Origin of the sequence: Bradyrhizobium sp. I1.14.4 (genome assembly GCF_050435825.1) — a bacterium.
Taxonomy (GTDB): domain Bacteria; phylum Pseudomonadota; class Alphaproteobacteria; order Rhizobiales; family Xanthobacteraceae; genus Bradyrhizobium.
The window spans coordinates 17190-39810 of record NZ_JBNDLA010000013.1 but is presented as its reverse complement, the minus strand read 5'-3'; the positions used below and the strand labels follow the sequence as shown (position 1 = coordinate 39810).

22 protein-coding genes are annotated in these 22621 nt (G+C 65.0%); 3 read left to right on the top strand and 19 right to left on the bottom strand.

Features of this window, described 5'->3' with window-relative positions:
- Position 1: 1 nt before the first annotated feature.
- Positions 2-766 carry a ribosome maturation factor RimP gene (gene rimP, locus ABIB78_RS24305; RefSeq protein WP_429029127.1) on the bottom strand — a complete coding sequence of 255 codons (765 nt, stop codon included), beginning with the start codon at positions 764-766 and terminating at the stop codon, positions 2-4.
- Between the two features lie 330 nt (positions 767-1096).
- Between rimP and ABIB78_RS24300 the strand changes: the two genes are divergently transcribed.
- Positions 1097-2167 (top strand): DUF2336 domain-containing protein, encoded by a 1071-nt coding sequence (locus ABIB78_RS24300; protein ID WP_429029126.1) that lies wholly within the window; start codon positions 1097-1099, stop codon positions 2165-2167.
- A gap of 21 nt (positions 2168-2188) precedes the next feature.
- Here the strand turns inward: ABIB78_RS24300 and trmB are convergent, their stop codons facing one another.
- From trmB to murJ, 16 genes are all read right to left on the bottom strand, one after another.
- Positions 2189-2929, bottom strand: a complete 741-nt coding sequence (gene trmB, locus ABIB78_RS24295; protein ID WP_429029125.1) for a tRNA (guanosine(46)-N7)-methyltransferase TrmB — start codon at positions 2927-2929, stop codon at positions 2189-2191.
- Positions 2926-4050, bottom strand: coding sequence for a M20 family metallopeptidase (locus ABIB78_RS24290; protein WP_429029124.1), 1125 nt, complete (start codon positions 4048-4050; stop codon positions 2926-2928). Before ABIB78_RS24290 ends, trmB begins: the two co-directional genes overlap by 4 nt.
- Positions 4051-4257: 207 nt before the next feature.
- Positions 4258-4674, bottom strand: a complete 417-nt coding sequence (locus ABIB78_RS24285; RefSeq protein ID WP_429029123.1) for a helix-turn-helix domain-containing protein — start codon at positions 4672-4674, stop codon at positions 4258-4260.
- Positions 4675-4936: 262 nt separating this feature from the next.
- Positions 4937-6550 carry an apolipoprotein N-acyltransferase gene (lnt, locus tag ABIB78_RS24280; protein WP_429029122.1) on the bottom strand — a complete coding sequence of 538 codons (1614 nt, stop codon included), beginning with the start codon at positions 6548-6550 and terminating at the stop codon, positions 4937-4939.
- Positions 6547-7659: a hemolysin family protein gene (locus ABIB78_RS24275; protein WP_429029121.1), complete on the bottom strand. Its 1113-nt coding sequence runs from the start codon at positions 7657-7659 to the stop codon at positions 6547-6549. Before ABIB78_RS24275 ends, lnt begins: the two co-directional genes overlap by 4 nt.
- Position 7660: 1 nt before the next feature.
- Positions 7661-8158, bottom strand: coding sequence for an rRNA maturation RNase YbeY (ybeY, locus tag ABIB78_RS24270; protein WP_429029120.1), 498 nt, complete (start codon positions 8156-8158; stop codon positions 7661-7663).
- A gap of 68 nt (positions 8159-8226) precedes the next feature.
- On the bottom strand, positions 8227-9222 hold the full coding sequence (locus tag ABIB78_RS24265; protein WP_429029119.1) for a PhoH family protein: 996 nt from the start codon (positions 9220-9222) through the stop codon (positions 8227-8229).
- 65 nt (positions 9223-9287) lie between these two features.
- Complete coding sequence (miaB, locus tag ABIB78_RS24260; RefSeq protein WP_429029118.1) at positions 9288-10676, bottom strand: tRNA (N6-isopentenyl adenosine(37)-C2)-methylthiotransferase MiaB; 1389 nt, start codon at positions 10674-10676, stop codon at positions 9288-9290.
- Positions 10677-10733: 57 nt separating this feature from the next.
- The gene (locus ABIB78_RS24255) at positions 10734-11432 is read right to left on the bottom strand and encodes an HAD family hydrolase (protein ID WP_429029230.1); all 699 of its coding nucleotides are present in this window, start codon (positions 11430-11432) and stop codon (positions 10734-10736) included.
- A 59-nt stretch (positions 11433-11491) separates the two neighbouring features.
- Positions 11492-11947 carry a Fur family transcriptional regulator gene (locus ABIB78_RS24250; protein ID WP_429029117.1) on the bottom strand — a complete coding sequence of 152 codons (456 nt, stop codon included), beginning with the start codon at positions 11945-11947 and terminating at the stop codon, positions 11492-11494.
- Between the two features lie 65 nt (positions 11948-12012).
- A complete protein-coding gene (gene rimI, locus ABIB78_RS24245; RefSeq protein ID WP_429029116.1) occupies positions 12013-12498 on the bottom strand; it encodes a ribosomal protein S18-alanine N-acetyltransferase in 486 nt (161 codons plus the stop codon).
- A complete protein-coding gene (tsaB, locus tag ABIB78_RS24240) occupies positions 12495-13190 on the bottom strand; it encodes a tRNA (adenosine(37)-N6)-threonylcarbamoyltransferase complex dimerization subunit type 1 TsaB (protein ID WP_429029115.1) in 696 nt (231 codons plus the stop codon). Before tsaB ends, rimI begins: the two co-directional genes overlap by 4 nt.
- A gap of 86 nt (positions 13191-13276) precedes the next feature.
- The gene (locus ABIB78_RS24235) at positions 13277-13846 is read right to left on the bottom strand and encodes a NifU family protein (protein ID WP_429029114.1); all 570 of its coding nucleotides are present in this window, start codon (positions 13844-13846) and stop codon (positions 13277-13279) included.
- Between the two features lie 199 nt (positions 13847-14045).
- Positions 14046-14540, bottom strand: coding sequence for a universal stress protein (locus ABIB78_RS24230; protein WP_429029113.1), 495 nt, complete (start codon positions 14538-14540; stop codon positions 14046-14048).
- 88 nt (positions 14541-14628) lie between these two features.
- Positions 14629-15681 carry a tryptophan--tRNA ligase gene (trpS, locus tag ABIB78_RS24225; RefSeq protein ID WP_429029112.1) on the bottom strand — a complete coding sequence of 351 codons (1053 nt, stop codon included), beginning with the start codon at positions 15679-15681 and terminating at the stop codon, positions 14629-14631.
- A gap of 66 nt (positions 15682-15747) precedes the next feature.
- Positions 15748-17286, bottom strand: a complete 1539-nt coding sequence (gene murJ / locus ABIB78_RS24220; protein ID WP_429029111.1) for a murein biosynthesis integral membrane protein MurJ — start codon at positions 17284-17286, stop codon at positions 15748-15750.
- A 177-nt stretch (positions 17287-17463) separates the two neighbouring features.
- Between murJ and ABIB78_RS24215 the strand changes: the two genes are divergently transcribed.
- On the top strand, positions 17464-18465 hold the full coding sequence (locus ABIB78_RS24215) for an adenosine kinase (protein ID WP_429029110.1): 1002 nt from the start codon (positions 17464-17466) through the stop codon (positions 18463-18465).
- Between the two features lie 166 nt (positions 18466-18631).
- On the opposite strand, the gene ABIB78_RS24210 is transcribed toward ABIB78_RS24215, so the two are convergent.
- Both ABIB78_RS24210 and ABIB78_RS24205 read right to left on the bottom strand, forming a co-directional pair.
- Positions 18632-20323 carry an AMP-binding protein gene (locus ABIB78_RS24210; RefSeq protein WP_429029229.1) on the bottom strand — a complete coding sequence of 564 codons (1692 nt, stop codon included), beginning with the start codon at positions 20321-20323 and terminating at the stop codon, positions 18632-18634.
- A 338-nt stretch (positions 20324-20661) separates the two neighbouring features.
- A complete protein-coding gene (locus tag ABIB78_RS24205) occupies positions 20662-21855 on the bottom strand; it encodes a serine hydrolase domain-containing protein (protein ID WP_429029109.1) in 1194 nt (397 codons plus the stop codon).
- Between the two features lie 347 nt (positions 21856-22202).
- Between ABIB78_RS24205 and ABIB78_RS24200 the strand changes: the two genes are divergently transcribed.
- Positions 22203-22526, top strand: coding sequence for a hypothetical protein (locus ABIB78_RS24200; protein ID WP_429029108.1), 324 nt, complete (start codon positions 22203-22205; stop codon positions 22524-22526).
- The last annotated feature ends 95 nt before the right edge of the window (positions 22527-22621 follow it).

Below are 22621 nucleotides of genomic sequence, written 5' to 3'. Positions count from 1 at the left end.
CTTAGTCTCCTTCGGATGGATCGATCTCGCCACGGCGCGCGCGTTCGGCGGCCAGGCGGTGCTTTTTGGTGTTGGTCGGGGCCGGCATCTTGCCGGGCTTCGGCTTCGGCTTTTGACTCTTCGCGGGATCGCTCTTCTTGGCGTGAGCCGGTTGCGGCGGCACGAGGCCGAGCTCGCGGCGCAGCTCGCGCTCGGCGGCCTTGCCGCGGCGCATCGATTCCTCGATCAGCTCGTCGGTGAGCACCAGCCGTGCGTCGGAAATGTCCTCCATGACCAGAAGAACCTCGGCGTCCTCGCCGGGGCGCGGATCGTCGCGCTTGACGCGCACCGCATTGCCCTCGACGCCGGCGAGCAGGCCACGGAACCGCTTGCGGCCCTGATGTGCCACCGCCATCTCGATCTTCACGAGGTGTCCGGTGTAGCGCTCGAAATCGGAGCGGCGCACCAGCGGGCGGTCGATACCGGGCGATGAGATCTCCAGCCGGTAGGCGCGCTCGATCGGGTCGGCGACATCGAGCACCGGCGACAGCGCGCGCGAGATCGCCTCGCAATCCTCGAGCTGCATCGAACCGTCGGGCCGTTCCGCCATGATCTGCACGGTGCAGCCGGCGTCGCCCGACACCTTGATGCGCACCAGGCGATAGCCCATGCCCTGCAACACCGGCATGGCGACCGCGGCGACGCGCGCCGCGACCCCGGGCTCGACGACGAGCCGCGGCTCGGCGAGCAGTTCGGTGTCCACGGACGCAGCGGTCGGATCAGTCATATCCAGTGTCAAAGGCAGCTTGAGGTCTGTTGTGTTGTTCTGGAGGCCTTAAGGGGCCGCTAACGCTACCCAAACTGGACCCGGCCTCGCTGGGTCCCGTCAGGTAATAAAAAAGAGCGGGTCCCGGGGGGCCCACTCTCCTACGCGATCGTATGAGATACCATAAGTTGCGGTGGATATAGCTCTTTTGCCGGGGTCCGGCAAGGCCTCCGGGCCCGGCGGAAGGCGATTTTGCGGCTCGCTGGGGCCAGGTTCGATCTAACCCTCCGTTTACGAACGGGACCATAGATTGCCGAAAATCGGCAGAAGTCGCCGGTTTGGACAAGGCTCATGACGACAGCCCCCGCGCTGATCCCGGAACTCGACGACATCGTTCGCCGCGGCGACCCCAAGCGCCGCGCCGAGGCCGCGCGGCGGCTCGGCGAGCTGTTCCTGCAGGGCGCCGCGAGCTTCCGTCCCGACCATATCGACCTGTTCGACGGGGTGCTGACCAGCCTGGTTCCGCATGCCGAGCTTGCTGCACGGATCGATCTCGCCGAACGGCTCGCGCTGCTCGCCAACGCGCCGCGGCACCTGGTCGGACAACTCGCCCGCGAGGACGATGTCGCGATTGCCGGCCCGCTGTTGCGGCGATCGCCCATCATCGACGATCAGGTGCTTGTCGAGATCGCCACTGCCAAGGGCCAGGGCCATCTGCTTGCGATGGCGGAACGGTCAAGGCTCTCGACCGCGCTGACCGATGTCCTCGTCCGACGTGGCGATCGCGATGTGATCCGATGCGCGGCCGGCAATGCGGGCGCGGCGTTCTCGGATGCATCCTTCGCGACGCTGGTGCGCCGCGCCGGCCAGGACGGCGTGCTGACGCTGAGGATCGGCCGCCGCGACGATCTTCCGGCCGAACATCTGAAGAGCCTGCTGGCCGGCTCGATCGACGTGATCCGCCGCCGGTTGCATGACGTCGCCAAGCCGGATCGGCAGGCCGAGATCAAGCTGGCCATGAACGAGATCGAAGGCGTCGTCGCGCAGGTCGAGGGCCGCGATTTCGCGGCCGCGCAGCACGCGATCCTGGCGCTGCATCGCGCCGGCGAATTGAACGAAGCCGCGGTGGCAGGCTTCGCCAAGGCTTTCAAATACGAGGAATGCGTGGCGGCGCTCGCCGCGATGACCGGCGTGAAGATCGTCTCGCTCGATCGCCTGATCTCCGGCGACCGTTACGATCCGATCCTGATCGCCAGCAAGACGATCGGCTTCGAATGGCCGACCGTGCGCGTCCTGATCCTGATGCGGCTCGGGCCCAACCGCGTGCCGTCACCGGCCGATATCGAAGGTGCGCGCGTGAACTTCGTGCGGCTGATGCCATCGACCGCGCAGCGCGTCGTCGATTTCTGGAAGTCGCGATAGGGGTCGAGCGCGGAAGGCGCGTCAAGGCAAGCGCTTGAATCGCAGATACGCCGCCTTGCGCCCTTCTCGCTCGGCCTTGGCGCCGTAGCGCGTCATCGTGTAGTTCGGCCACGGCTGCTGCCAGTCGATCGCGCGCTCGGCGAGCCAGGCGAAGTCGGGCGAGCGCATCAGATGCGCGAGAGTCCATGCGCAATAATCGTCGATGTCGCTGACGAAGCGGAATTCGCCGCCGGGCGGGAGCAATCGTGTCATTGCGGCGACCGTTGCATCCTGCACGAAGCGCCGCTTCCAGTGCCGCCGCTTCGGCCAGGGATCGGGATGAATCAGGTCGATGCGCGCGAGCGAGCGCGCCGGCGCCCAGGCCAAGAGCTCCGCCGCATCGCCGGCGAACAGGCGGATGTTGCCGATATTCTGCGCCTCGATCCGGGTCAGGATCTTCGCCATCCCGTTGACATAGGGCTCGCAGCCGATGAAGCCGGTCGTCGGAAATGCCTGCGCTTCCGCGATCAAATGCTCGCCGCCACCGAAGCCGATTTCGAGCCTGACATTCTCGGTGCCGTCATCGAACAATTCGGTCAACGCCTCAGGCGCGGGCACCGAGATGTCGATCGAAAGATGCGGCAGCAGATTGTCGATCAGGTCGGCCTGGTGCGCGCGCAGTCTGTGGCCCTTGCGCCGCCCGAAGAACGAGCCGCGCGAATGGGCCATTGCGCCGTCGTCGGGGGAATCGCGATCGCCGGTGTCGTTCGGAGCTGGAGTCATCGCAGCGTCTGATAGATGCGGTGGAGCAGGCGCGCGCGGGGCTCGATCGACGAGATGTAGAGCTGCTCGTAATGGGTGTGCGCGCCCTTGCCGTCGACGCCGAGGCCGTCGAGGGTCGCGGTATGCGGTGCGGTGAAATTGCCGTCGGAACCACCGCCGGTGAAGACGTCGATCAGCTCGAAGCCGAGTTCGGCGGCAAGCCCCTTGGCGTGCTCGTAGAGCGCGGCGCCGGCATTGCTCTTCTCGTAGGGCGGACGATTCAGTTCACCGGTAACCTTCACGGTGACACCCTCGGTGCGCGACGAGATCGCGAGAATCTTCGGCACCAACTCGTCGGCATCGGCCATGGTCGGCACGCGCATGTCGACTTCCGCATAGGCCTCTTCGGCGATCACGTTGGGCTTGGTGCCGCCGCGGACCACGCCGACATTGACGGTGATGCCGCGCTTCAGATCGTTCATTGCCTCCAGCGTCTGGATCACATTGCCGAGTTCCCGGATCGCGCTGCGGCCATCCTCGGGGCGCGTGCCGGCATGCGCGGGCGCGCCCTTGATGAACACGTCGAAGCGCGCGACGCCCTTGCGCCCGGTGACGATCTTGCCGCCGTCGCGCGCGGGTTCGGTCACCAGCACGTATTTGGCCTTGCGTCCCTCGGCCTCGATCAGCCTGCGCGAGGTCGGGCTGCCGATTTCCTCGTCCGATACGTAGAGCTGGGTGATGCCGAGCGGCGGGCGCGCGCCGTCGGCGCAGATCTGCCGGAACGCATGATAGGCGAGATATGCGCCGCCCTTCATGTCGTAGATGCCCGGGCCAAACGCGCTGTCACCTTCGATCTTGAATGGTAACCGTTCGATGAATCCCATTGGATGAACTGTGTCGAGATGGCTCAACACCAGAATGCCCGGCGCGTCCTGCCCCCAGGACGAGCGCGTGACCAGGTGGTCGCCGCAGCCGTCGCGTCCCGCAACGCGGTCGACGCTGGCCGGCAGGTCGCGATAGCCCGACGCGACGAGATCAGCGAGCTTGTTGACCTGATCTGGCCGCTCCGTCGGAGACTCGATCTCGACCCACCGGCGGATGCCGTCGAGAATATCAGCGGTTTCGAACGGGTTGCTGGCCATGCTGTGGTCGTCGCCTCTGAATTCGCCTTGTCATTCAGCGCACGCGCTCAGAGCATGATCCGGAAAAGCGTGAAGCGGTTTTCCGAGAAGATCATGCTCAAACAACGAGCTAGAGCGCGATGACACTTCATCCTGAGCGCAGCGCTTGAGCGTGCGCCGCAATGACATATTCCAGATTTGACAATCTCTCAAACGGATATGGCCGAATCAGACCTGTTCGGCCGCCTCGCGTGCTGCGATCTGCTCGACCAGTTCGACGATGCTGCGGCGGAGCTTGGCGTCCGCGATGCGCGTGAAGGCGCGGGTCAGGGCCAGGCCTTCGGCGGTTGCCAGAAAATCGGAGACGTAGGTCGGCGAAGAGCCCTCGCTGAAGCCGTCGGCGGTCTTGACGCCGCTCGGGCCGCCGTCAAACAGGAAGGAGACCGGCACCTGCAGGATTTCCGAGATCTGCTGCAGCCGGCTGGCGCCGACGCGGTTGGTGCCCTTCTCGTATTTCTGCACCTGCTGGAACGTCAGGCCTAATGCCTCGCCCAGTTTCTCCTGGCTCATGCCGAGCATGATGCGTCGCATACGGACGCGGCTGCCGACATATTTGTCAACAGGATTGGGCGCTTTGATGGACATCTCCAACTCTCCTAAGGGATTGCGCGCCCGGGGGTTGAGGCAAGTTGGACGTGGAGTATGCCTCAGGCGCCGGTGCCGTCAAATCCTGCAAGGAGGATCGGGACGAAATGCGGACAATTTGCGCAAAGGGGCTGACTTGGCTTGTGATTTCGCGTGGACCCGTACAATGCGAAGTGTACGGTCGATCTGTCAACTGGTGGAATCGCGCTGAGGTAAATTTCGACGTCTTTTCGGGTTCGCGACAACCGGCGATATGCAGCCGTCAGGCTTTTCGCCTTACAAACCGGCGCCGCAACACGAGCGCCAGTGCTGTGATCACAATCACAGCGGCCGGGATGTTCCCGACACGCGCGTAGATCGTCGGCGCGATCGCCGTTGGCAGACCGGAATCGAGAACGCCTTCGATGCCGAGCCCGAGTTGCGCGACAATCCGCCCAAGCGGGTCGATGATGGCCGAGATGCCCGTATTTGCGGCACGCACCATCGGCAGGCCTTCCTCGATCGAGCGCAGCCGGGCCTGTTGCAGATGCTGATAGGGGCCGGTCGAGATTCCGAACCAGCCGTCATTGGTGACATTGATGATCCAGCCGGGGCGATCGTCGCGGCTCACGACATTGCCGGGAAAGATCGCCTCGTAGCAGATCAAGGGCAGTGCGCGCGGCGCATTCGGAATATCGAGCGTCCGGCGGATCGTGCCGGGAATGAAGCCGCCCTGCACCTTGGTGAGCTGCACGAAGCCAAGCTTCTCCATCCAGTCCTGAAACGGCAGATATTCTCCGAATGGCACAAGATGCAGCTTGTCGTAGACCGCGAGCACGCTGCCGTCATGGTCGATGACGTAGATGGAATTGTAGGCGCGCGTGACGCGGACGTTGGGCGGCAGATCCGGCGCCCGCACCGAGCCGGTGATCAGCACGGTTCCCTTCGGCAGGAGGTCGGCGATCTGCGCCATCGCATCGGCTTCCCGCGTCAGGAAGAATGGAAACGCGGATTCCGGCCAGATCAGGATGGTGGAGTCGCTCACGCCGGTGGAGTGCGGCCCGGACGCACGATCCGACAGAGTGAGATATTTCTGCATCACCGCCGCCTTGGCGGAGTAGTTGAACTTGGCGTCCTGCTGCAAATCGGGCTGCATGATGCGCAGCTTGACGCCGTCGACCATTCTGGTCGGCTCTCGCGAGAGGCGGACCGCGCCGAATGCCAGCATCGCCGCCAGAACCAGCACCGCGGCCGCCGGCGCGCGCCACGGCTTGCGGCCGCGTGAGACGCCGTCGATCAGCACGGCCGGGCTTGCGAAGATCGCAACCGCGAGGAACGTCATGCCCCACAGCCCGATCAGCGACGCGGTCTGCGCGAGCGCCAGAGGCTCGGTCAGCGCGTAGCCGAACGCATTCCACGGAAAACCGCTGAGGAGATGGCCGCGCAGCCATTCCGAAATCGTCAGGCTGACCGCCAGCGCCAGCACGCGCGAGGCGTCGCGCGGCCAGATCAGCCGTGCCAGCGCGAAGCCGAAGGCGGTGAACAAGGCGAGATAGGCGGGCAGGCCAAGCACCGCGAACGGCGTCAGCCAGGCGAAGGTGTCTGCATCGACGAAGAAGGCGTAGCCGATCCAGTACAGTCCCGGTACGAAATAGCCGAGGCCGAACCAGAAACCGGACAGTGCCGCGGCAGGCACGCCGCGCCAACGCCCGGCTGCGCTGCCGTCGATCAGCCAGACCGCGATGGAAAAGGTCAGAAACAGGACCGGCCAGGCATTGAACGGCGCCATCGCCAGCGAGGACAAAGCGCCCGCCGCGAGCGCGAGGACGGCACGCTTCCATCCCCAGGTCAGGATGACCGCAAGGCCGATCGATCGGAGCTTGTCGGAGAGCCTCACTGCGGACCGGCTTCCTCGCCGGGCGGCGGCATGTTGTCATTCGCCTGCGGGTTTCCGGAGTCCGGTGCCTGCTCACGGCGCCGCTCGCGTTCCTTGCGCGGCGCCGGCCGTTCCTTGCGCGTCGTGATTCGCACACGCTTCACCCGCCGCGGATCGGCGTCGAGTACCTCGACTTCGTAATTGCCGGGTCCCGAGATCACCTCGCCACGGACCGGCAGACGGCCGACGAACGACACGAGATAGCCGCCCAGCGTCTCGACCTCCTCGCCGGCCTCGCCGGTCACGAAGTCTTCGCCGATCACTGAACGGACATCGTCGAGGCTGGCGCGCGCGTCGGCGATAAAGGAGTTGTCCGGCTGGCGGACAATGGACGGCGGCTCGTCGGAATCGTGCTCATCGTCGATCTCGCCGACGATCTGCTCGACGATATCCTCGATCGATACCAGCCCGTCGGTGCCGCCATATTCGTCGACCACCAGCGCGAGATGGATGCGCGAGGCCTGCATCTGCGCCAGCAGGTCGATCGCGCGCATCGATGGCGGGATGTAGAGCAGCTTGCGGATGATATTGGCTTCCGACAGCGGCAGCGCAAGATCGACGCTGCGCAGATCGAGCCCCGCCGGGAACGGCTTCTTGCGCTTCGTCTTGGTCGTATCGGTGACGCGCGCCCTCGCGGTCATGAAGGCGAGCAGGTCGCGGATGTGCACCATGCCTTCAGGATCGTCGAGGGTTTCGTTGTAGACAACGAGCCGCGAATGCGCCGCGCTCTCGAACAGGCTCATCAATTCGCCGAGCGGGATGTCGCGCTTGACCGCGACGATGTCGGCGCGGTGCACCATGACGTCGGCGATTCTCCGCTCGTTCAGCGACAGGATGTTGCGCAGCATGGTGCGCTCTATCGCCGAGAAGCCGACATCGTCGGGCGTCGAGGCGTCGAGCACCACTTGCAAATCGTCGCGCACCGAGCCGGCCTTCCAGCCGAACAGCGTGCGGATCGCGCGCACCAGCCAGCCTTCGGCCGCCGGGCGCTGCACCTCGCCTTCGTGCACCACGGCAGGCAGGTTGCTCACGTTGCGCGGATTGTCATGGGTCGGGTCGGAATCCGGCATGTCAGGCGATCCGATCCGCATAGGGGTCGGGAATGCCGAGGGAGGAGAGGATTTCGCGCTCGAGCGCCTCCATGTCCTCGGCATCGCCATCGTTCTCGTGGTCGTAGCCGATCAGATGCAGGAAGCCATGCACCGCGAGATGGCTCAAATGATGATCGAACGGTTTCTGTTCGTCATCGGCCTCCCGCCGCGTCGTCTGATAGGCGATCGCGATATCGCCGAGCATGCGCGGAGCATCGTCTGGTCGGCCGGCGCCTTCCGGCTGCAGTGCCGGAAACGACAACACATTGGTCGGCTTGTCGATGCTGCGCCAGTTGGCGTTCAGGGTGCGGATCCCGGCGTCGTCGGTCAGCATCACCGCAAGTTCGGCGCCGGCGACATCGGCGTCGGCGATTTCGGCGGCAGCCTCGATGGCGCGATGGATCACCGCGTCGGCATTGGGCTCGGCCTGCCAGCATTCGGCGGTGACGAGAACCTCGGTTGCAGGAAAAGCAGACACGTTCGTTTCAAAATCTGCGTTATGGCCGGAACCCGCATCGCGCGGGCCCGCGGCCGAAGCTGTTGGTCTCAAGATCTGGCGTTTGCCGGCTTTTGCGGCAATCCCTCATAGGCGGCCACAATGCGCGCCACCAATTCATGGCGGATGACGTCCTCGGCCTTGAAATGCACCTGCGCGATGCCATCGACGCCGTCGAGCAGCTTCGCGGCTTCTGCGAGCCCCGAAGTCTGGCCATGCGGCAGGTCGACCTGCGAGGGGTCGCCGGTGACGATCATCCGGCTGTTCTCGCCGAGACGCGTCAAAAACATCTTCATCTGCATCGACGTGGTGTTCTGAGCCTCGTCGAGGATTATGGCGGCATTGGTCAAGGTGCGGCCGCGCATGAAGGCGAGAGGCGCGATCTCGATCTCGTTGCCCTGCAGCGCGCGCTCGACGACGCGGGCATCCATCAAATCGTACAACGCGTCATAGATCGGGCGCAGATACGGGTCGACCTTCTCCTTGAGGTCGCCGGGCAGGAAGCCGAGCCGCTCGCCGGCCTCGACCGCGGGCCGCGTCAGAATGATGCGATCGACTTCCTTGCGCTCGAACAGCTGCGCCGCGTGGGCGACCGCGAGCCAGGTCTTGCCGGTGCCGGCCGGGCCGATGCCGAACACCAATTCATGCCGCTTCAGCGCGCGGATGTAGGAATCCTGCGCCGCTGTACGGGCGCGCACCGGACGCTTGCGCAGATTGATCGTCTCGAAAGTCGGCTTGGCGGTCTTGTTGTCGAACTCGAACAGCGAACCTTGCGCGAGCACGGCGCGGATCGCGCCTTCGACTTCGCCCTGATCGAGATCGTGCCCTGCGACGGCGTGGGCATAGAGCGTCTCGAGCACGCGCCGCGCCGCGTCGCAGCCGTCGCGGGAGCCTGCGATACTGACGTGGTTGCCGCGGGAATCGACCACGACGCCGAGCCGCCGCTCGATCAGCGCCAGATTCTGTCCGTAGGGGCCGACCAGCGCGGATGCGGCGCGGTTGTCGTCGAAATCGATGACGACCTGGGTCTCAGGTGGAATTTGCATGTCGCGGTCAGGTTTGCGGCTGGGAGCGAGCGAAGGCGAATCCGATGCGCTTTTGGGCAAGGAGTTCAGGCTCCAATGGTCTGCGAAATGAGGTGCGGCGCTGTCGGCGCCGCAAGCTCGCCGATCAGGCTATAGCGCTCGAGGCTGTCGATCCTCACCGGGAGGACCTGGCCGATGATGTCAGGCGATGCCATCACATGGGCGGGCTGCAGATAGGCGGTCCGGCCGACGATCTGGCCCGGATTGCGCGCGGCGCGCTCGAACAGCACATCGACCGTTGTGCCAATCGCAGCACGGTTGAAAGCCGATTGCTGGCTGTCGATCAGTTCCTGAAGCCGCCCCAAGCGCTCGTCCATCTCGGCTGCTGACACCGTCTCCCGCATCTCCGCCGCCGGCGTGCCCGGCCGTGGCGAATACTTGAATGAATATGCCGCAGCGTACCCGATTTGCGTGACAAGCGCGAGGGTGGCGGAAAATTCTTCCGCGGTCTCGCCGGGGAAGCCCACGATAAAATCTGATGAAAAAGCAATGTCTTGCCGCGCAGTACGGAAACGGTCGATGACACGGCGGTAGTCGTCGGCGGTATGTTTGCGGTTCATGGCGGCAAGGACCCGGTCCGCCCCCGATTGCACCGGCAGGTGCACGAACGGCATCAGTTCGGGCAAATCGCGATGCGCTGCGATCAGGGAATCGTCGACGTCGCGCGGATGGCTGGTCGAATAGCGCAGCCGCGTGACGTCTGGAATCCCGGCGAGCCGCTGCAGCAATTTGCCAAGCGGCCAGGCGCGGCCGTCGGGGCCCTCGCCGTGATAGGCGTTGACGTTCTGTCCGATCAGCGTGAACTCGCGCACGCCGTTGTCGGCGAGCTGCTTCACGTCGTCGATGATCTTCGCAACTGGACGCGAGACTTCCGTGCCGCGCGTATAGGGCACCACGCAGAAGGTGCAGAACTTGTCGCAGCCTTCCTGCACCGTGACGAAGGCGGAGATGCCGCGGGCGCGGATCGCAGCGGGCTTCGGCTGCGGCAGGAAGCCGAACTTGTCCTCGACCGGGAATTCGGTTTCGAGCGCGCGGCCGCTTTCCCTGGCGCGCTTCAGCAACGCAGGTAGATGATGATAGCTCTGCGGCCCGACCACGATATCGACGGTGGGCGCACGATGGATGATCTCGGCGCCCTCGGCCTGCGCGACGCAGCCGGCGACCGCGATCTTCATCTCGCGGCCCTGGCGGGCTGCCTCGTCTTTGACGACGCGGAGCCGCCCGAGTTCGGAATAGACCTTCTCCGACGCCTTCTCGCGGATGTGGCAGGTGTTGAGGATCACGAGGTCGGCGTCTTCGGCGCTCGCGGTCTCGACAAAGCCCTCGCCGGCCAGCGTGTCCACCATGCGCTGGGCATCGTAGACGTTCATCTGGCAGCCATAGGACTTGATATGCAGCTTGCGCGGCGTCGTCATGGAACCCTGAATGCGAAAGGAAACGGCGCCATCAGGGCGCCGGGGCTCAAATATAGCTTAAACGGGCGAAAATCCAGCGATCGAGCCGTGTTTTTGGCCGGCCTGGGCGATCAAATCTGGCAATTGGCGCATATCGGCAAAGATTATGGCCGCGCCGGCCTTGCGCAGCATGTCCTCGTGTTCCGCCGTGCAGTGGCTGCCGCCGCAAAAACCGAGCACGATCATCCCGGCGGCGCGGGCGCCGGTGACTCCGGCCACGCTGTCCTCGATCACGACGCAGCGCGCAGGGGGCACGCCCATCTGCTCGGCCGCGAACAGGAAGAGATCGGGCGCCGGCTTGCCGCGCGTGACCTGGGTGGCGGAGAAAATATGCGGCGCGAGCTGGTCGAAAAGCCCGGCGCAGGTCAGGCCGTGATGGATCTTCTCCGGCGTGCCGCTGGACGCCACGCATTTCAGCAAGTCGAGTGCGGCAATCGCCTCGCCGACATGCGCGATCGCGCTCAGATCGTCGGCATAGAGACTGAGCGTCGCGTGCTTGACCTCGGCCTCGAAGCTGTCGGGCAGCGCGCGGCCGATCTCGCTTTCCACGATCCGCCGCGCCTCGCGGTCGGACACGCCGATGAAACGCTTCAGCACGCCGTCGGGCGTGATCGGAAAGCCGTGCCGCGTCAGCGTTTCCGCATGCGCGCGACAGGAGATCACCTCGCTGTCGACCAGCACGCCGTCGCAATCGAAGATGACGAGATCAAAGCCCATGGTCTGGTGATGCGTTTCTTTCACGCGATCCGGCGCTTGCTTTGTTGGAGCGCACGCGCCTACGACTTGCTGTCGTCGTCGAGCGGGACGCAATAGAGCTCGAGACGGTGATCGACCAGCTTGTAGCCGAGCTTGCGCGCGATCTCGGCCTGCAGCTTCTCGATCTCCTCGGAGGTGAACTCGATCACCTTGCCATCGCGCAGATTGATCAGGTGATCGTGATGGCTCTCGGGCATCTGCTCGTAGCGCGCGCGGCCCTCGCGGAAGTCGTGACGCTCGATGATGCCGGCATCTTCGAACAGCTTGACGGTGCGATAGACCGTCGAGATCGAGATCTTGTCGTCGACCGCCACGCAGCGGCGGTAGAGCTCCTCGACGTCGGGATGATCCATGGCCTCCGCCAGCACGCGCGCGATCACACGTCGCTGTTCGGTCATGCGCATGCCGGTCGCGGCGCAGCGCGCCTCGATGCCGGTATTATTCTTCTGCGCAGGCGTGATTTTCACCGTCGTCATGGGTCCTTGCCGAGTCCTCGGGCCTTGGATCGCAGAGCAGGCGCCCTTCTGCCATTGCGCCGATGTTACGACAAGTCGCGCCGCATCAGAAGCGCGTTCAAATGTTCCCCACCGGGCTGCTTGTAGTAGCGTTCGCGGCGGCCGATCACGCCGAATCCGGCCCTTTCATAGAGCCGTCGCGCCGGCTGATTGTTCTCTTCCACTTCGAGGAAGATGGTGCGGATGCCCCGGCCGGCAAGATGGCCGAGATGGGTCAGGAGCAGGTCGCGCGCCAGGCCGCGCCCGCGCTGGCCGGTGTCGATCGCGATCGACAGGATTTCGGCTTCGTCCGCCGCCATCCGCGAGACGGCAAAGCCGATCACCTTGCGTCCCTGGCGCAGCCGGTGCACCAGCGTGTTGCGCTCGGTCAGCATCGCCTCGAACTCGCCTTCGCCCCAGCCGCGATGAAACGACGCGCCGTGCAATTGCGCGAGCCGCGCCGCATCGCGCAGGGATGCGGGCTCGACCGCGGGGGTGCCGCCGCCCCACCATCGTGAAAGCCAGCCGATCATGACGATGGCGGCGCGCTGATTTCGAGCCGATCCTTCGGCGGCTTCGCGTCGGGTGCGCGCAGATAGAACGGCCGCGGCGGCGCAGTTTCGGGATCCACGGCTGCGCCGACCCAGGCGACCCAAATGATGTCGGGCGCGGGCTGCCGGTCGATCTTGACCGGCGGCGTTGCGTCGGCGGGCCAGCGTTCGGCAAGGATATTTGCGGCGTTGCCGACCAGGTGCAGCGCACCGAATTGGGAGGCCTCGAGCGCTTCCGCGATCGGTGCCACCTTCGGCTTGAGCAGTGGTCCGCCGTCGCCGCCGACCAGCTGGAAATAGACGTGATCGTGCCGCGCATCGATCGCCGACAGGATGGCATGCCCGCCATTCTCGGCGACCACAGGCGCGGCGTAGGCCGCGAGCGTCGACAGCCCGACCACCGGCTTTGCAGCGGCGAGCGCGATGCCGCGCGCTGCCGAGAGGCCGACGCGCAGGCCGGTGAAACTGCCGGGGCCGGTGGTGACGGCGATGCGGTCAAGCCCGGCAAAGCCGATGCCGCTCTCGTTCATCACGCGCGCGATCAGCGGCATCAGCGCCTCGGCATGCCCGCGCTGCATCGCCTGCGATTCGATCGCGATGGTATTGCCCGAGGTGGTGTCGAGCACCGCCGCGGAGCAGGCGTCGAGCGCCGTATCGATCGCGAGAATCATCATGGGAGGGCGAATGGCTGATAGCGAATAGCGAATGGACTATCAGGGTAGATCCCTATTCGCCATTCGCTACCCACCATTCGCCTCCATCACATCGGCCGGACTTCCTGCACGTCGGGCACGAAGTGCCGGAGCAGATTCTGGATGCCGTGTTGCAAGGTTGCGGTCGATGACGGGCAGCCGGCGCAGGAGCCCTTCATGTTGAGATAGACGATGCCGTCCTTGAAGCCGCGGAAGGTGATGTCGCCGCCGTCATTGGCAACCGCGGGACGCACCCGAGTCTCGATCAGGTCCTTGATCTGCGCGACGGTCTCGGCGTCTTCCTCATTGAAGAACTCGTCTGCCTCATCGCGTGCGTCGTCGCTTCCAGCGGTGCCGTCGGCGAGCAGCGGCGCGCCGGACATATAATGCTCCATGATCGCGCCGAGGATCGCGGGCTTGAGGTGCTGCCAGTCGCCGTCCGCCTTGGTCACGGTGACGAAGTCGGTGCCGTAGAACACGCCGGTGACGCCGGACACCGCGAACAGCCGTTCGGCGAGCGGCGAGCGGTGAGCCGACTCGGGCGAGGAAAACTCCAGGGTCCCGCTGTCGAGCACCATGCGGCCCGGGATGAATTTCAGGGTGGCGGGATTGGGCGTGGCTTCGGTCTGAATGAACATCTGCTGTCTCCGGCGTCACCGGTTCAAGGCCGGCGCGTTGGGTTCCATTATAGCGTTTTCCAGCGAAGCGACACCGGTTCGCGGAAGAAAACGCGTCAAATCAAGGAGTCAGATGGCAACTAAAAAGCCGGCAATCAAGCCGCAAAACCAAGGTTCCGGGCCTGCATCCATGCTCTGGAGCGTTTTGGGGCCGATAACGTCAGGACAAGGCGTCCATCTCGGCGTCGGTCAGGCCGCCGGGCACGATGGTCACCGGGATCGGGAACGCCCCCATGGTCTTGGCCATGGTGGTGATGATCGGGCCGGGCCCCTCGGCGCCCGGATTGGCGGCCAGCACCAGCATCGCGATATCGAAGTCCTTGTCGATCACATCGAGGATCTGCTCGATCGGGTCGCCCTCGCGAATCACCCGCTCCGGGGTGATCGCGGCAATCCCGTTGGCGCGGCCGGCGGCGCGGTCGAGCGCCTCATTGGCGGCCTCCTCGGCCTCGGCGCGCATGATGTCGGCGACCCCGAGCCATTGCTGGTTCTGGTCCTCGGTCTCGATCACCCGCAGCATCACGACGCCGCCGCCGACCCGGATGGCCCACCGGCTGGCGTAATAGACCGCGCGGTCCCATTCCGCAGTGTCGTCAACGATGACGAGGCACTTCGGCTTGTGACCTGTCTCGTAGCTTCGTCGCTGGGTGGTCATGCATGTCCCGGTGCTGAACCAAACCAATCCATGGTGCCATACTCCCTCGCCGTTTGGGAGAGGGAGTGCGCAGTTCCTGCCTTGCGTGTCAGCGCGGGCGGATGAAGCCGACGATGTCCTTGGTGATGCGCATGGTCTCGTCGGCGATGCCGCGGGCGCGGTTGGCGCCGTCGACCAGGATCGCGTCGACATGGCCGGGATCGGCGACCAGCTTCTTCATCTCGGAGGCGATCGGCGCCAGTTTTGCAACGCAAACCTCGACCAGCGCGTTCTTGAAGCTGGAGAACTGCCCGCCGCCGAACTGCGTCAGCACCTCCTGCTTGGAGACGCCGGCGAGCGCCGCGTAGATACCGACCAGATTGTCGGCCTCGGGGCGGGTCTCGAGGCCCTTTTCCTCCGACGGTAGCGGCTCCGGATCGGTCTTTGCCTTGCGGATCTTCTGCGCGATGGTGTCGGCGTCATCGGTGAGGTTGATGCGCGAATTGTCGGACGCATCCGACTTCGACATCTTCTTGGTGCCGTCGCGCAGGCTCATCACCCGCGTCGCCGGCCCCGTGATCAACGGCTCCGGCTGCGGGAACAACAGGCCGTCGGCAAAGCCATGACCACGAATTGAATCGCCAAAGTCGTTGTTGAATTTCTGTGCGATGTCGCGGGACAGTTCGAGATGTTGCTTCTGGTCCTCGCCGACAGGCACATGGGTGGCGCGGTACAGCAGGATGTCGGCGGCCATCAGCACCGGATAGTCATAGAGGCCGATAGACGCGTTCTCGCGGTCCTTGCCGGCCTTTTCCTTGAACTGCGTCATGCGGTTCAGCCAGCCGATGCGTGCGACGCAGTTAAAGATCCAGGTCAGCTCGGCATGGCCGGCGATCTGGCTCTGGTTGAAGACGATGTGCTTCTTCGCGTCGATGCCCGCGGCGATGAAGGCCGCGGTCACCTCGCGGGTGTTGCGCGCGAGCTCGGCCGGGCCGCCCCAGACCTCGACGCCTTGGGTGATCGCGTGCATGTCGACGACGCAATAGATGCAGTTATGGGTCTGCTGCATCTTCACGAAGTTGACGATGGCGCCGAGGTAGTTGCCGAGGTGCAGATTGCCCGTCGGCTGGACGCCTGAGAAAACCCGTTCAACGAACGCCATGGTCTCGATTCCCGGAAATGGCCGCTTTTGCCGCGTCGTTTGCCACTTAAGCCCTGCGCGCGCAAGTCAGGCGGGGAGCCTTTGCCTGATGGCGTTAACCGCTGCGCGCCAGCCGGTGACGCCGAAAGCCGACAAAAGCAGCCCGTAACCAGCGATACCTGCCGCGATCAGCATGAGGAGGGAAGCCGCCTGCACGAATCCGTGGCTGCCGGCGGCCGGCAGCGCGCCTTCCGCGAGCCAGAGCAGGGCGCCCATCGCGAGCGCTGCGGCCAGGATGCGCGGCAGCCGGCGGCGCGCCTCGACATCGATCGAAAAGCCGAAGGTCGCGGCGCCCTTGCGGATCAGCGACAGCGCATTGCTCCAGGCGCCGAGCGCAATGCCCGCGGCGATTCCGCCCGCGCCGAACATATGGCCAAGCAGGAAGGCCGCCGCGATCGCAACCACGACGGCCTTCAGCGTCGCAAACAGCGGCGTCAGCGTGTCCTCGCGCGCAAAGAACGCCGGCGACAGCGCCTTCACCAGCACATGCGCCGGGAGCGCGAGCGTCAGCCAGATCAGGGCCTGCGCGGTGGCCGCGGTATCTTGGTCGGTGAACGCGCCGTGCTCGAACAGCATCCGCACGATCGGCTCGCTCAGCACCATCAGGCCGAGTGTTGCCGGCAGCGCCAGCCCGGCCGCGAGCTCGAGGGCGCGCGATTCCGCATGCGCGATAGCGGCAGGCTCGCCGCTGCGCACCGCGCGGGTCATCTCCGGGATCAACACCGTGCCCGTGGCGACGCCGACGATGCCGAGCGGCAGCTCGAGCAGACGGTTGGCGAAATAGAGCCAGGACACCGCCGACGGCGAGGTCGAGGCGATCACCGCGCCCGCCACCATGAGCCATTGCGGCGCGCTGCTCGCGACCATGCCGGGGACCGCGCGGCCGAGAAAGCTGCGCATGTCCGAATCGAACGAGATGCGGAGCGGCGCGGCGAGTTTCGCGCCGCGCAGCGCCAGCATCGACAGCTGCAGGAATCCGGCGACGCCGATCGTGGCCGCCATGACAAGCGCGGCCTGCACCGGCTCCTGCCGACGCGCCAGAAGCACAACCATCACTGATATCAGCGCGATGTTGAACAGCAGCGGCGAGAACGCCGTCAGCGCAAAGCGTCCCTGCGCGTTGAGCAGTGCCATCATCACGGTGACGGGGCCGGCGAAGGCGAGATAGGGCAGCATCAGCCTTGCGTCGTCGACAGCAAATTGCAGCGTGTCGCGGCCGACGAAGCCGGGCGCGATCGCCGCGATCACCAGCGGCATCAGCACGCCGATCACGAGCGCTGCCGCGATGACAGCGGCGCTGACGGTGCCGAGCACGCGGCCGGCAAAGGCGGTCGCCGCGGCCATGCCATCGGCATCGCGTGCCTTCAGCCAAGCCGGCACCAGGGCGGCATTCAATCCGCCCTCGGCCAGCAGCCGTCGCACGACATTCACAAGCTGAAATGCCGCCAGAAAGGCATCCGCCACCGGCCCCGCGCCCAGCAGCGCCGCGATCACGGAATCGCGCACGAAGCCGAGCAGTCGCGAGGCCAGCGTTCCCGAGGAGACCGTGAGGAAGGAGCGGAACATCGGGCCTGTATAGCAGTCGCGCTCATTGGTGCCACCAGCGCCCTGTTAGACCCGTCATCCTGAGGCTCGTTCCGCTCGCACCTCAGGATGACGGAACGCAGGGCGCAGCTTGCTGCTCCAAGGCGTAACGTGATAGGTCGCGGCTCTTGTTGGGTGGCGTTAACACAGGGCAGGTCTATGGCTGACGCAAAATATGACGTTCTCGGGATCGGCAACGCGATCTTCGACGTGCTGGTGCAGACCGACGAGGCATTCCTTGCCCGTCACGGCATGACCAAGGGCTCGATGCAGCTGATCGACGAAGCGCGCGCCACCGCGATCTACGGCGACATGGGGGTGGCGACCGAGATGTCGGGCGGCTCGGCCGCGAACACCATCGTCGGCGTCGGCAATCTCGGCGCCCGCGCCGCCTATGTCGGCAAGGTCAAGGACGACCAGATCGGCAAGCTTTACGTCCACGACATCCGCGCCGCCGGCGTGGCCTTCGATACCGCGCCGGCCAAGGCCGGCCCGGCCACCGGCTGCTCCTACATCCTGGTGACGCCGGACGGCGAGCGCACCATGAACACCTATCTCGGCGCCGCGCAGGACCTGACGCCGGACGACATCGATCCGGCCCAGATCGCAGCCGCCGGCATCATCTATCTCGAAGGCTATCTCTGGGATCCGAAGAACGCCAAGGACGCCTTCGTGAAGGCGGCTGATATCGCGCATGGCGCGGGCCGCCAGGTCGCGCTGACGCTGTCGGATTCGTTCTGCGTCGATCGCTACCGCGACGAATTCCTCGATCTGATGCGCAAGGGTACGGTCGACCTGGTGTTCTCCAACGAGTCCGAACTGCATTCGCTGTACCAGACCTCGGATTTCGACACCGCGCTGAAGCAGTTCGGCAAGGACACGAAGCTCGGCGTCGTCACCCGCAGCGAGAAGGGCTGCGTGGTGATCTCCGGGGACGGCGTCACGTCGGCGCCGGCCTCTCCGGTCGACAGGCTGGTCGACACCACTGGCGCCGGCGATCTGTTCGCCGCCGGCTTCCTGGTCGGTCTCGTGCGCAATGTCGGCCATGAGAACGCCGGCCGCCTCGGCGCGCTCGCCGCCGCCGAAGTGATCCAGCACATCGGCGCCCGCCCGCTGGTGTCGCTGAAGGATCTGGCGCAGCAGAACGGGCTGCTGGTGTAGCTGGCGCTTCTTACCTCGCCCCGCTTGCGGGAGAGGTCGGAACGCATCGTAGATGCGTTCCGGGTGAGGGGGAGTCGCCGCGGATTCGAACTCGCGGTGTACGCTGATAGAGCCCCTCACCCCGACCCTCTCCCCGTAAAGAACGGGGAGAGGGAGAAGAAACCGGTCACGCCGTCTTCGCTGCCTTCAGCCCCAGCCGCTTCTCGACCGCGTCGCGCATCACGAACTTCTGGATCTTCCCGGTCACCGTCATCGGGAATTCGTCGACGAACTCGACATAGCGCGGGATCTTGTTGTGGGCGATCTGGCCCTGGCAGAAGGCGCGGACTTCGTCGGCGGTCAGCGTCTCGCCCTGGCGCACCCTGACCCAGGCGCACAGCTCCTCGCCATAGCGCTGGTCGGCGACACCGAAGATCTGCACGTCCTGGATCTTCGGATGACGATAGAGGAACTCCTCGATCTCTCTGGGATAGAGGTTCTCGCCGCCGCGGATCACCATGTCCTTGATGCGGCCGACGATGTTGCAATAGCCCTCGTCGTCGATCACGGCGAGATCGCCGGTGTGCATCCAGCCATTGGCGTCGAGCACGTCTGATGTCTTTTCCTTCTCATCCCAATAGCCGAGCATCACGCTGTAGCCGCGGGTACAGAGCTCGCCGCGTTCGCCGCGCGGCACCACCTTGCCGTCGAGATCGACGACCTTGACCTCGACATGCGGATGGATGCGGCCGACGGTCGAGACGCGGCGTTCCAGCGGATCGTCGGTCGCGCTCTGGAAGCTCACCGGGCTCGTCTCGGTCATGCCGTAGGCGATCGTCACCTCGCGCATGTTCATCTCGGTGTTGACGCGTTTCATCACCTCGATCGGGCAGGGCGCGCCAGCCATGATGCCGGTGCGCAGCGAGGACAGGTCGAAACGCGCGAATTCCGGATGGTCGAGCTCGGCGATGAACATGGTCGGCACGCCGTACAGCGTCGTGCATTTCTCCTGTGCGGCCGTCGTCAGCGTCGCCAGCGGATCGAAGCCTTCGCCAGGATAGACCATGGTGGTGCCGAGCGTGACCGAGGCGAGGTTGCCCATCACCATGCCGAAACAGTGATAGAGCGGCACCGGAATGCAGATGCGGTCCTGCTCGGTCAGGCGCATGGCGCGGCCGGTGAAATAGCCGTTGTTGAGGATGTTGTGGTGGGTCAGCGTCACGCCCTTGGGCGAGCCGGTGGTGCCGCTGGTGAACTGGATGTTGACGGGATCGTCGAACTGCAAGCTCGCGCCGAGCGCCGCAAGCTGCTCGCGGTGGCGTTCCCCGCCGATCTGCGACACCTGGTCGAACGGAATCGTACCTGATGCCGCCGGTCCGCCGATCTGGATCACGGCGCGCAATTGCGGCAGCCGCGCCGATCGCAAATGGCCGGGCTCCGAGCTCGCAAGTTCAGGCAACAGCGTGTTCAGCATTTCCATATAGGCCGAGGTCTTGAACGCGGTCGCGGTCACGATCGCCGCGCAGCCGACCTTGCCGAGCGCGAATTCGAGCTCGCTCAGCCGGTAGGCGGGATTGATGGTGACGAGGATCAGTCCGGCTTTCGCGGCGGCGAATTGCGTCAGCGTCCACTCCGGCCGGTTCAGCGACCAGATACCGATCCGCTCGCCGCGTTGCAGCCCGAGGGCGAGGAAGCCGGCCGCCAAGGCCTCGACGTGACAGGCGAATTCGTTCCAGGTCCAGCGCACATTGTGGCTGGGCGAGACCAGCGCCTCGCGATCGCCCCAGCGCGCGCGTGCGCGGTCGAGGCTGCGGCCGATGGTTTCACCGAGCAGCGGCGTATCGGAAATGCCGCAGACATAGCTGTCTGCCTTGGGCATCAAGATCTTGGGTGCCAAGATCGTCCTCCTCGTGGTCGTGGTCGTGGTCGTGTCGTGTCGTGTCGTGTCGCCGCGCCTTTTTGCGCGATTTTAGTCGTTTGGCACCGATGGGACAGGCCCGACCTATGGCGGGTGTAAAGAATCCCTTCCTGCAAGCTTGCTGTTCCAGGCTCGTCATGGCCGGGCATAGCCGTCTGAAGGACGGCGTCGCTTCCGCTCGCCTATGTCCCGGCCATCCACGTCTTCCTCACGGGGAAGCAAAGACGTGGGTGCCCGGCACAAGGCCTGGCATGACGAGTTGATGGAGCGACCGATTCTGTCGTTCGACCTTTGGAACTTCAGGCCGCTCTCTGCCCGCTGCCGGCGTCGAGCCCGGCATAGATGCCCTTCTCGAAGCCTGCGAACGCCTCCAGGCTGTGCTTGTCGGCGAACGGCAACAGCTGGGTCAGGATTACGCCGCAGACGTCGCGCGACGGATCGATCCAGTAATAGGTGTTGGCAAGGCCCGCCCAGGCGAGGCTGCCGGCGCTGCGGCCTTCCGGCGTCTTGGCGGTGTTGATCAGGAAGCTCAGTCCCCACTTCTTGACGATGTCGGGATAGAGATCGACGTCGTTGGTGTAGGGCGGCGCCGCCGTCGTCATCTTGACGACATTGATGTCGCCCATCTGGTTCTGCCCCATTGTCGCGACGGTCTCCGGCTTCAGCAGCTGGTTGCCGTTGCCTTTGCCCTTGTTGAGGATCATCTGGCAGAACTTGATGTAGTCGGCAGCGGTCGAATAGAGGCCGCCGCCGCCCATGTGGAATTCGGGGTTCTGCTCGAGCTCGAACGGGATCGCCGCCAGCGTGCCGTCCTCACCGCGTGCGTGCATGGCGACCAGGCGCTTGCGCATGTTGTCCGAGATCTTGAATGCGGTGTCGCTCATGCCGAGCGGCGCGAACATGTTGTCGCGCAGATAGGCATCGAGCTTCTTGCCGGATGCGGCTTCCACGGCCTTGCCGACGAAGTCGATATTGATGCCGTATTCCCAGCGTGTGCCGGGCTCGTTGGCGAGCGGCGTCTTCAGGGCGGCATTGAGGCACGAGATGATCCCGGGCGTGCCGGTCTTTTCCATGTATTTGCCCATGTCGGCGTTCCACAGGTCGTAGCAGAAGCCGGCGGTGTGGGTCATGAGTTGGCGCAGTGTGATCGGCGTTTTCGCCGGCCGCAGCTTGGGCTCGCCGTTGGCGTCGAAGCCTTCCAGCACCTGTGGTGCGGCAAGATCGGGCAGCAGCTTGCCGATCGGCTCATCGAGCGACAGCTTGCCCTGCTCGACGAGCTGCATCGCGCCCGCTGATGTCACCGCCTTGGTCATCGAGGCGATCCAGAACACGCTGTCCGCGGTCATCGGATCGCTCTTGCTGAGGTCGCGCTTGCCGAATGCGCCCTCGTAGATCACGTCGTTGCCGGTGGCCGCGACTGCGACGACGCCGGGAATCTCCTTTGCCTCGCTCTTCTGACGCAGTACCTGATCGATCTGAGCCTTGCTCTGCATTGGGGGCTTCCTCCGGTGGGGTTTATTGTTTTGAAGTGGGCGGATCATCCTCCCGCTTTTCCGCTCCCGCAAGGCGGGCGCGATGCGATACTGTCGCGATGTCGTGAAGGCCGGGCCGTTAGGAACGGCCACGCTCAACAGGTGTTCACCACGCGCGCAGATTTTGCGGTGGACTCCACACAAGTCCCGGTGACCCGGAAAGGTGGCCACGGTAACGTGATCGGCAGATTGATTTTCGTACCTGATTATTTGCATTAACGCATTCAGATCGCTGCATAAACGGTGCGGCGGATTGGGATGGATTTGACGAAAAGCATCGTCATTTAGCGCCTTGCGGGGACGCAGCAATGATTTCGACATGGAGTGAATGGAAACGCTATCCGCGGCCGGGCCGCGGTGAGAATATCGAGGCGCCGATCAGCCCAGGTCTCTATGAAGTCCGCTACGCGGGTACCGGCGCGCTGCACTCGTTCGAGGCAGTCGACAATGTCGCACGGGCACTGGCGCTGCTGCTGAGCGGCACCAAATCCTGGTTCGGCCGCCGTGATGCGCGGGCGCAGGCCGACCTCGAATACCGCACCTGCGCGACCTCGACCAAGGCTGATGCCAAGGCCGCAGCCGAACGCATGATCGGCCGCCGCGAAGCCTATATGTCCGGCGGCGCCGTCTGACAGCCGCCGCGCGGCGCGTCGAAAACGATCGCGCACCAGCCCTCAATATTGCTTGAAGCAGGGTCGCGTCGGCCGCCGGTGCATCGCCGCGGCTT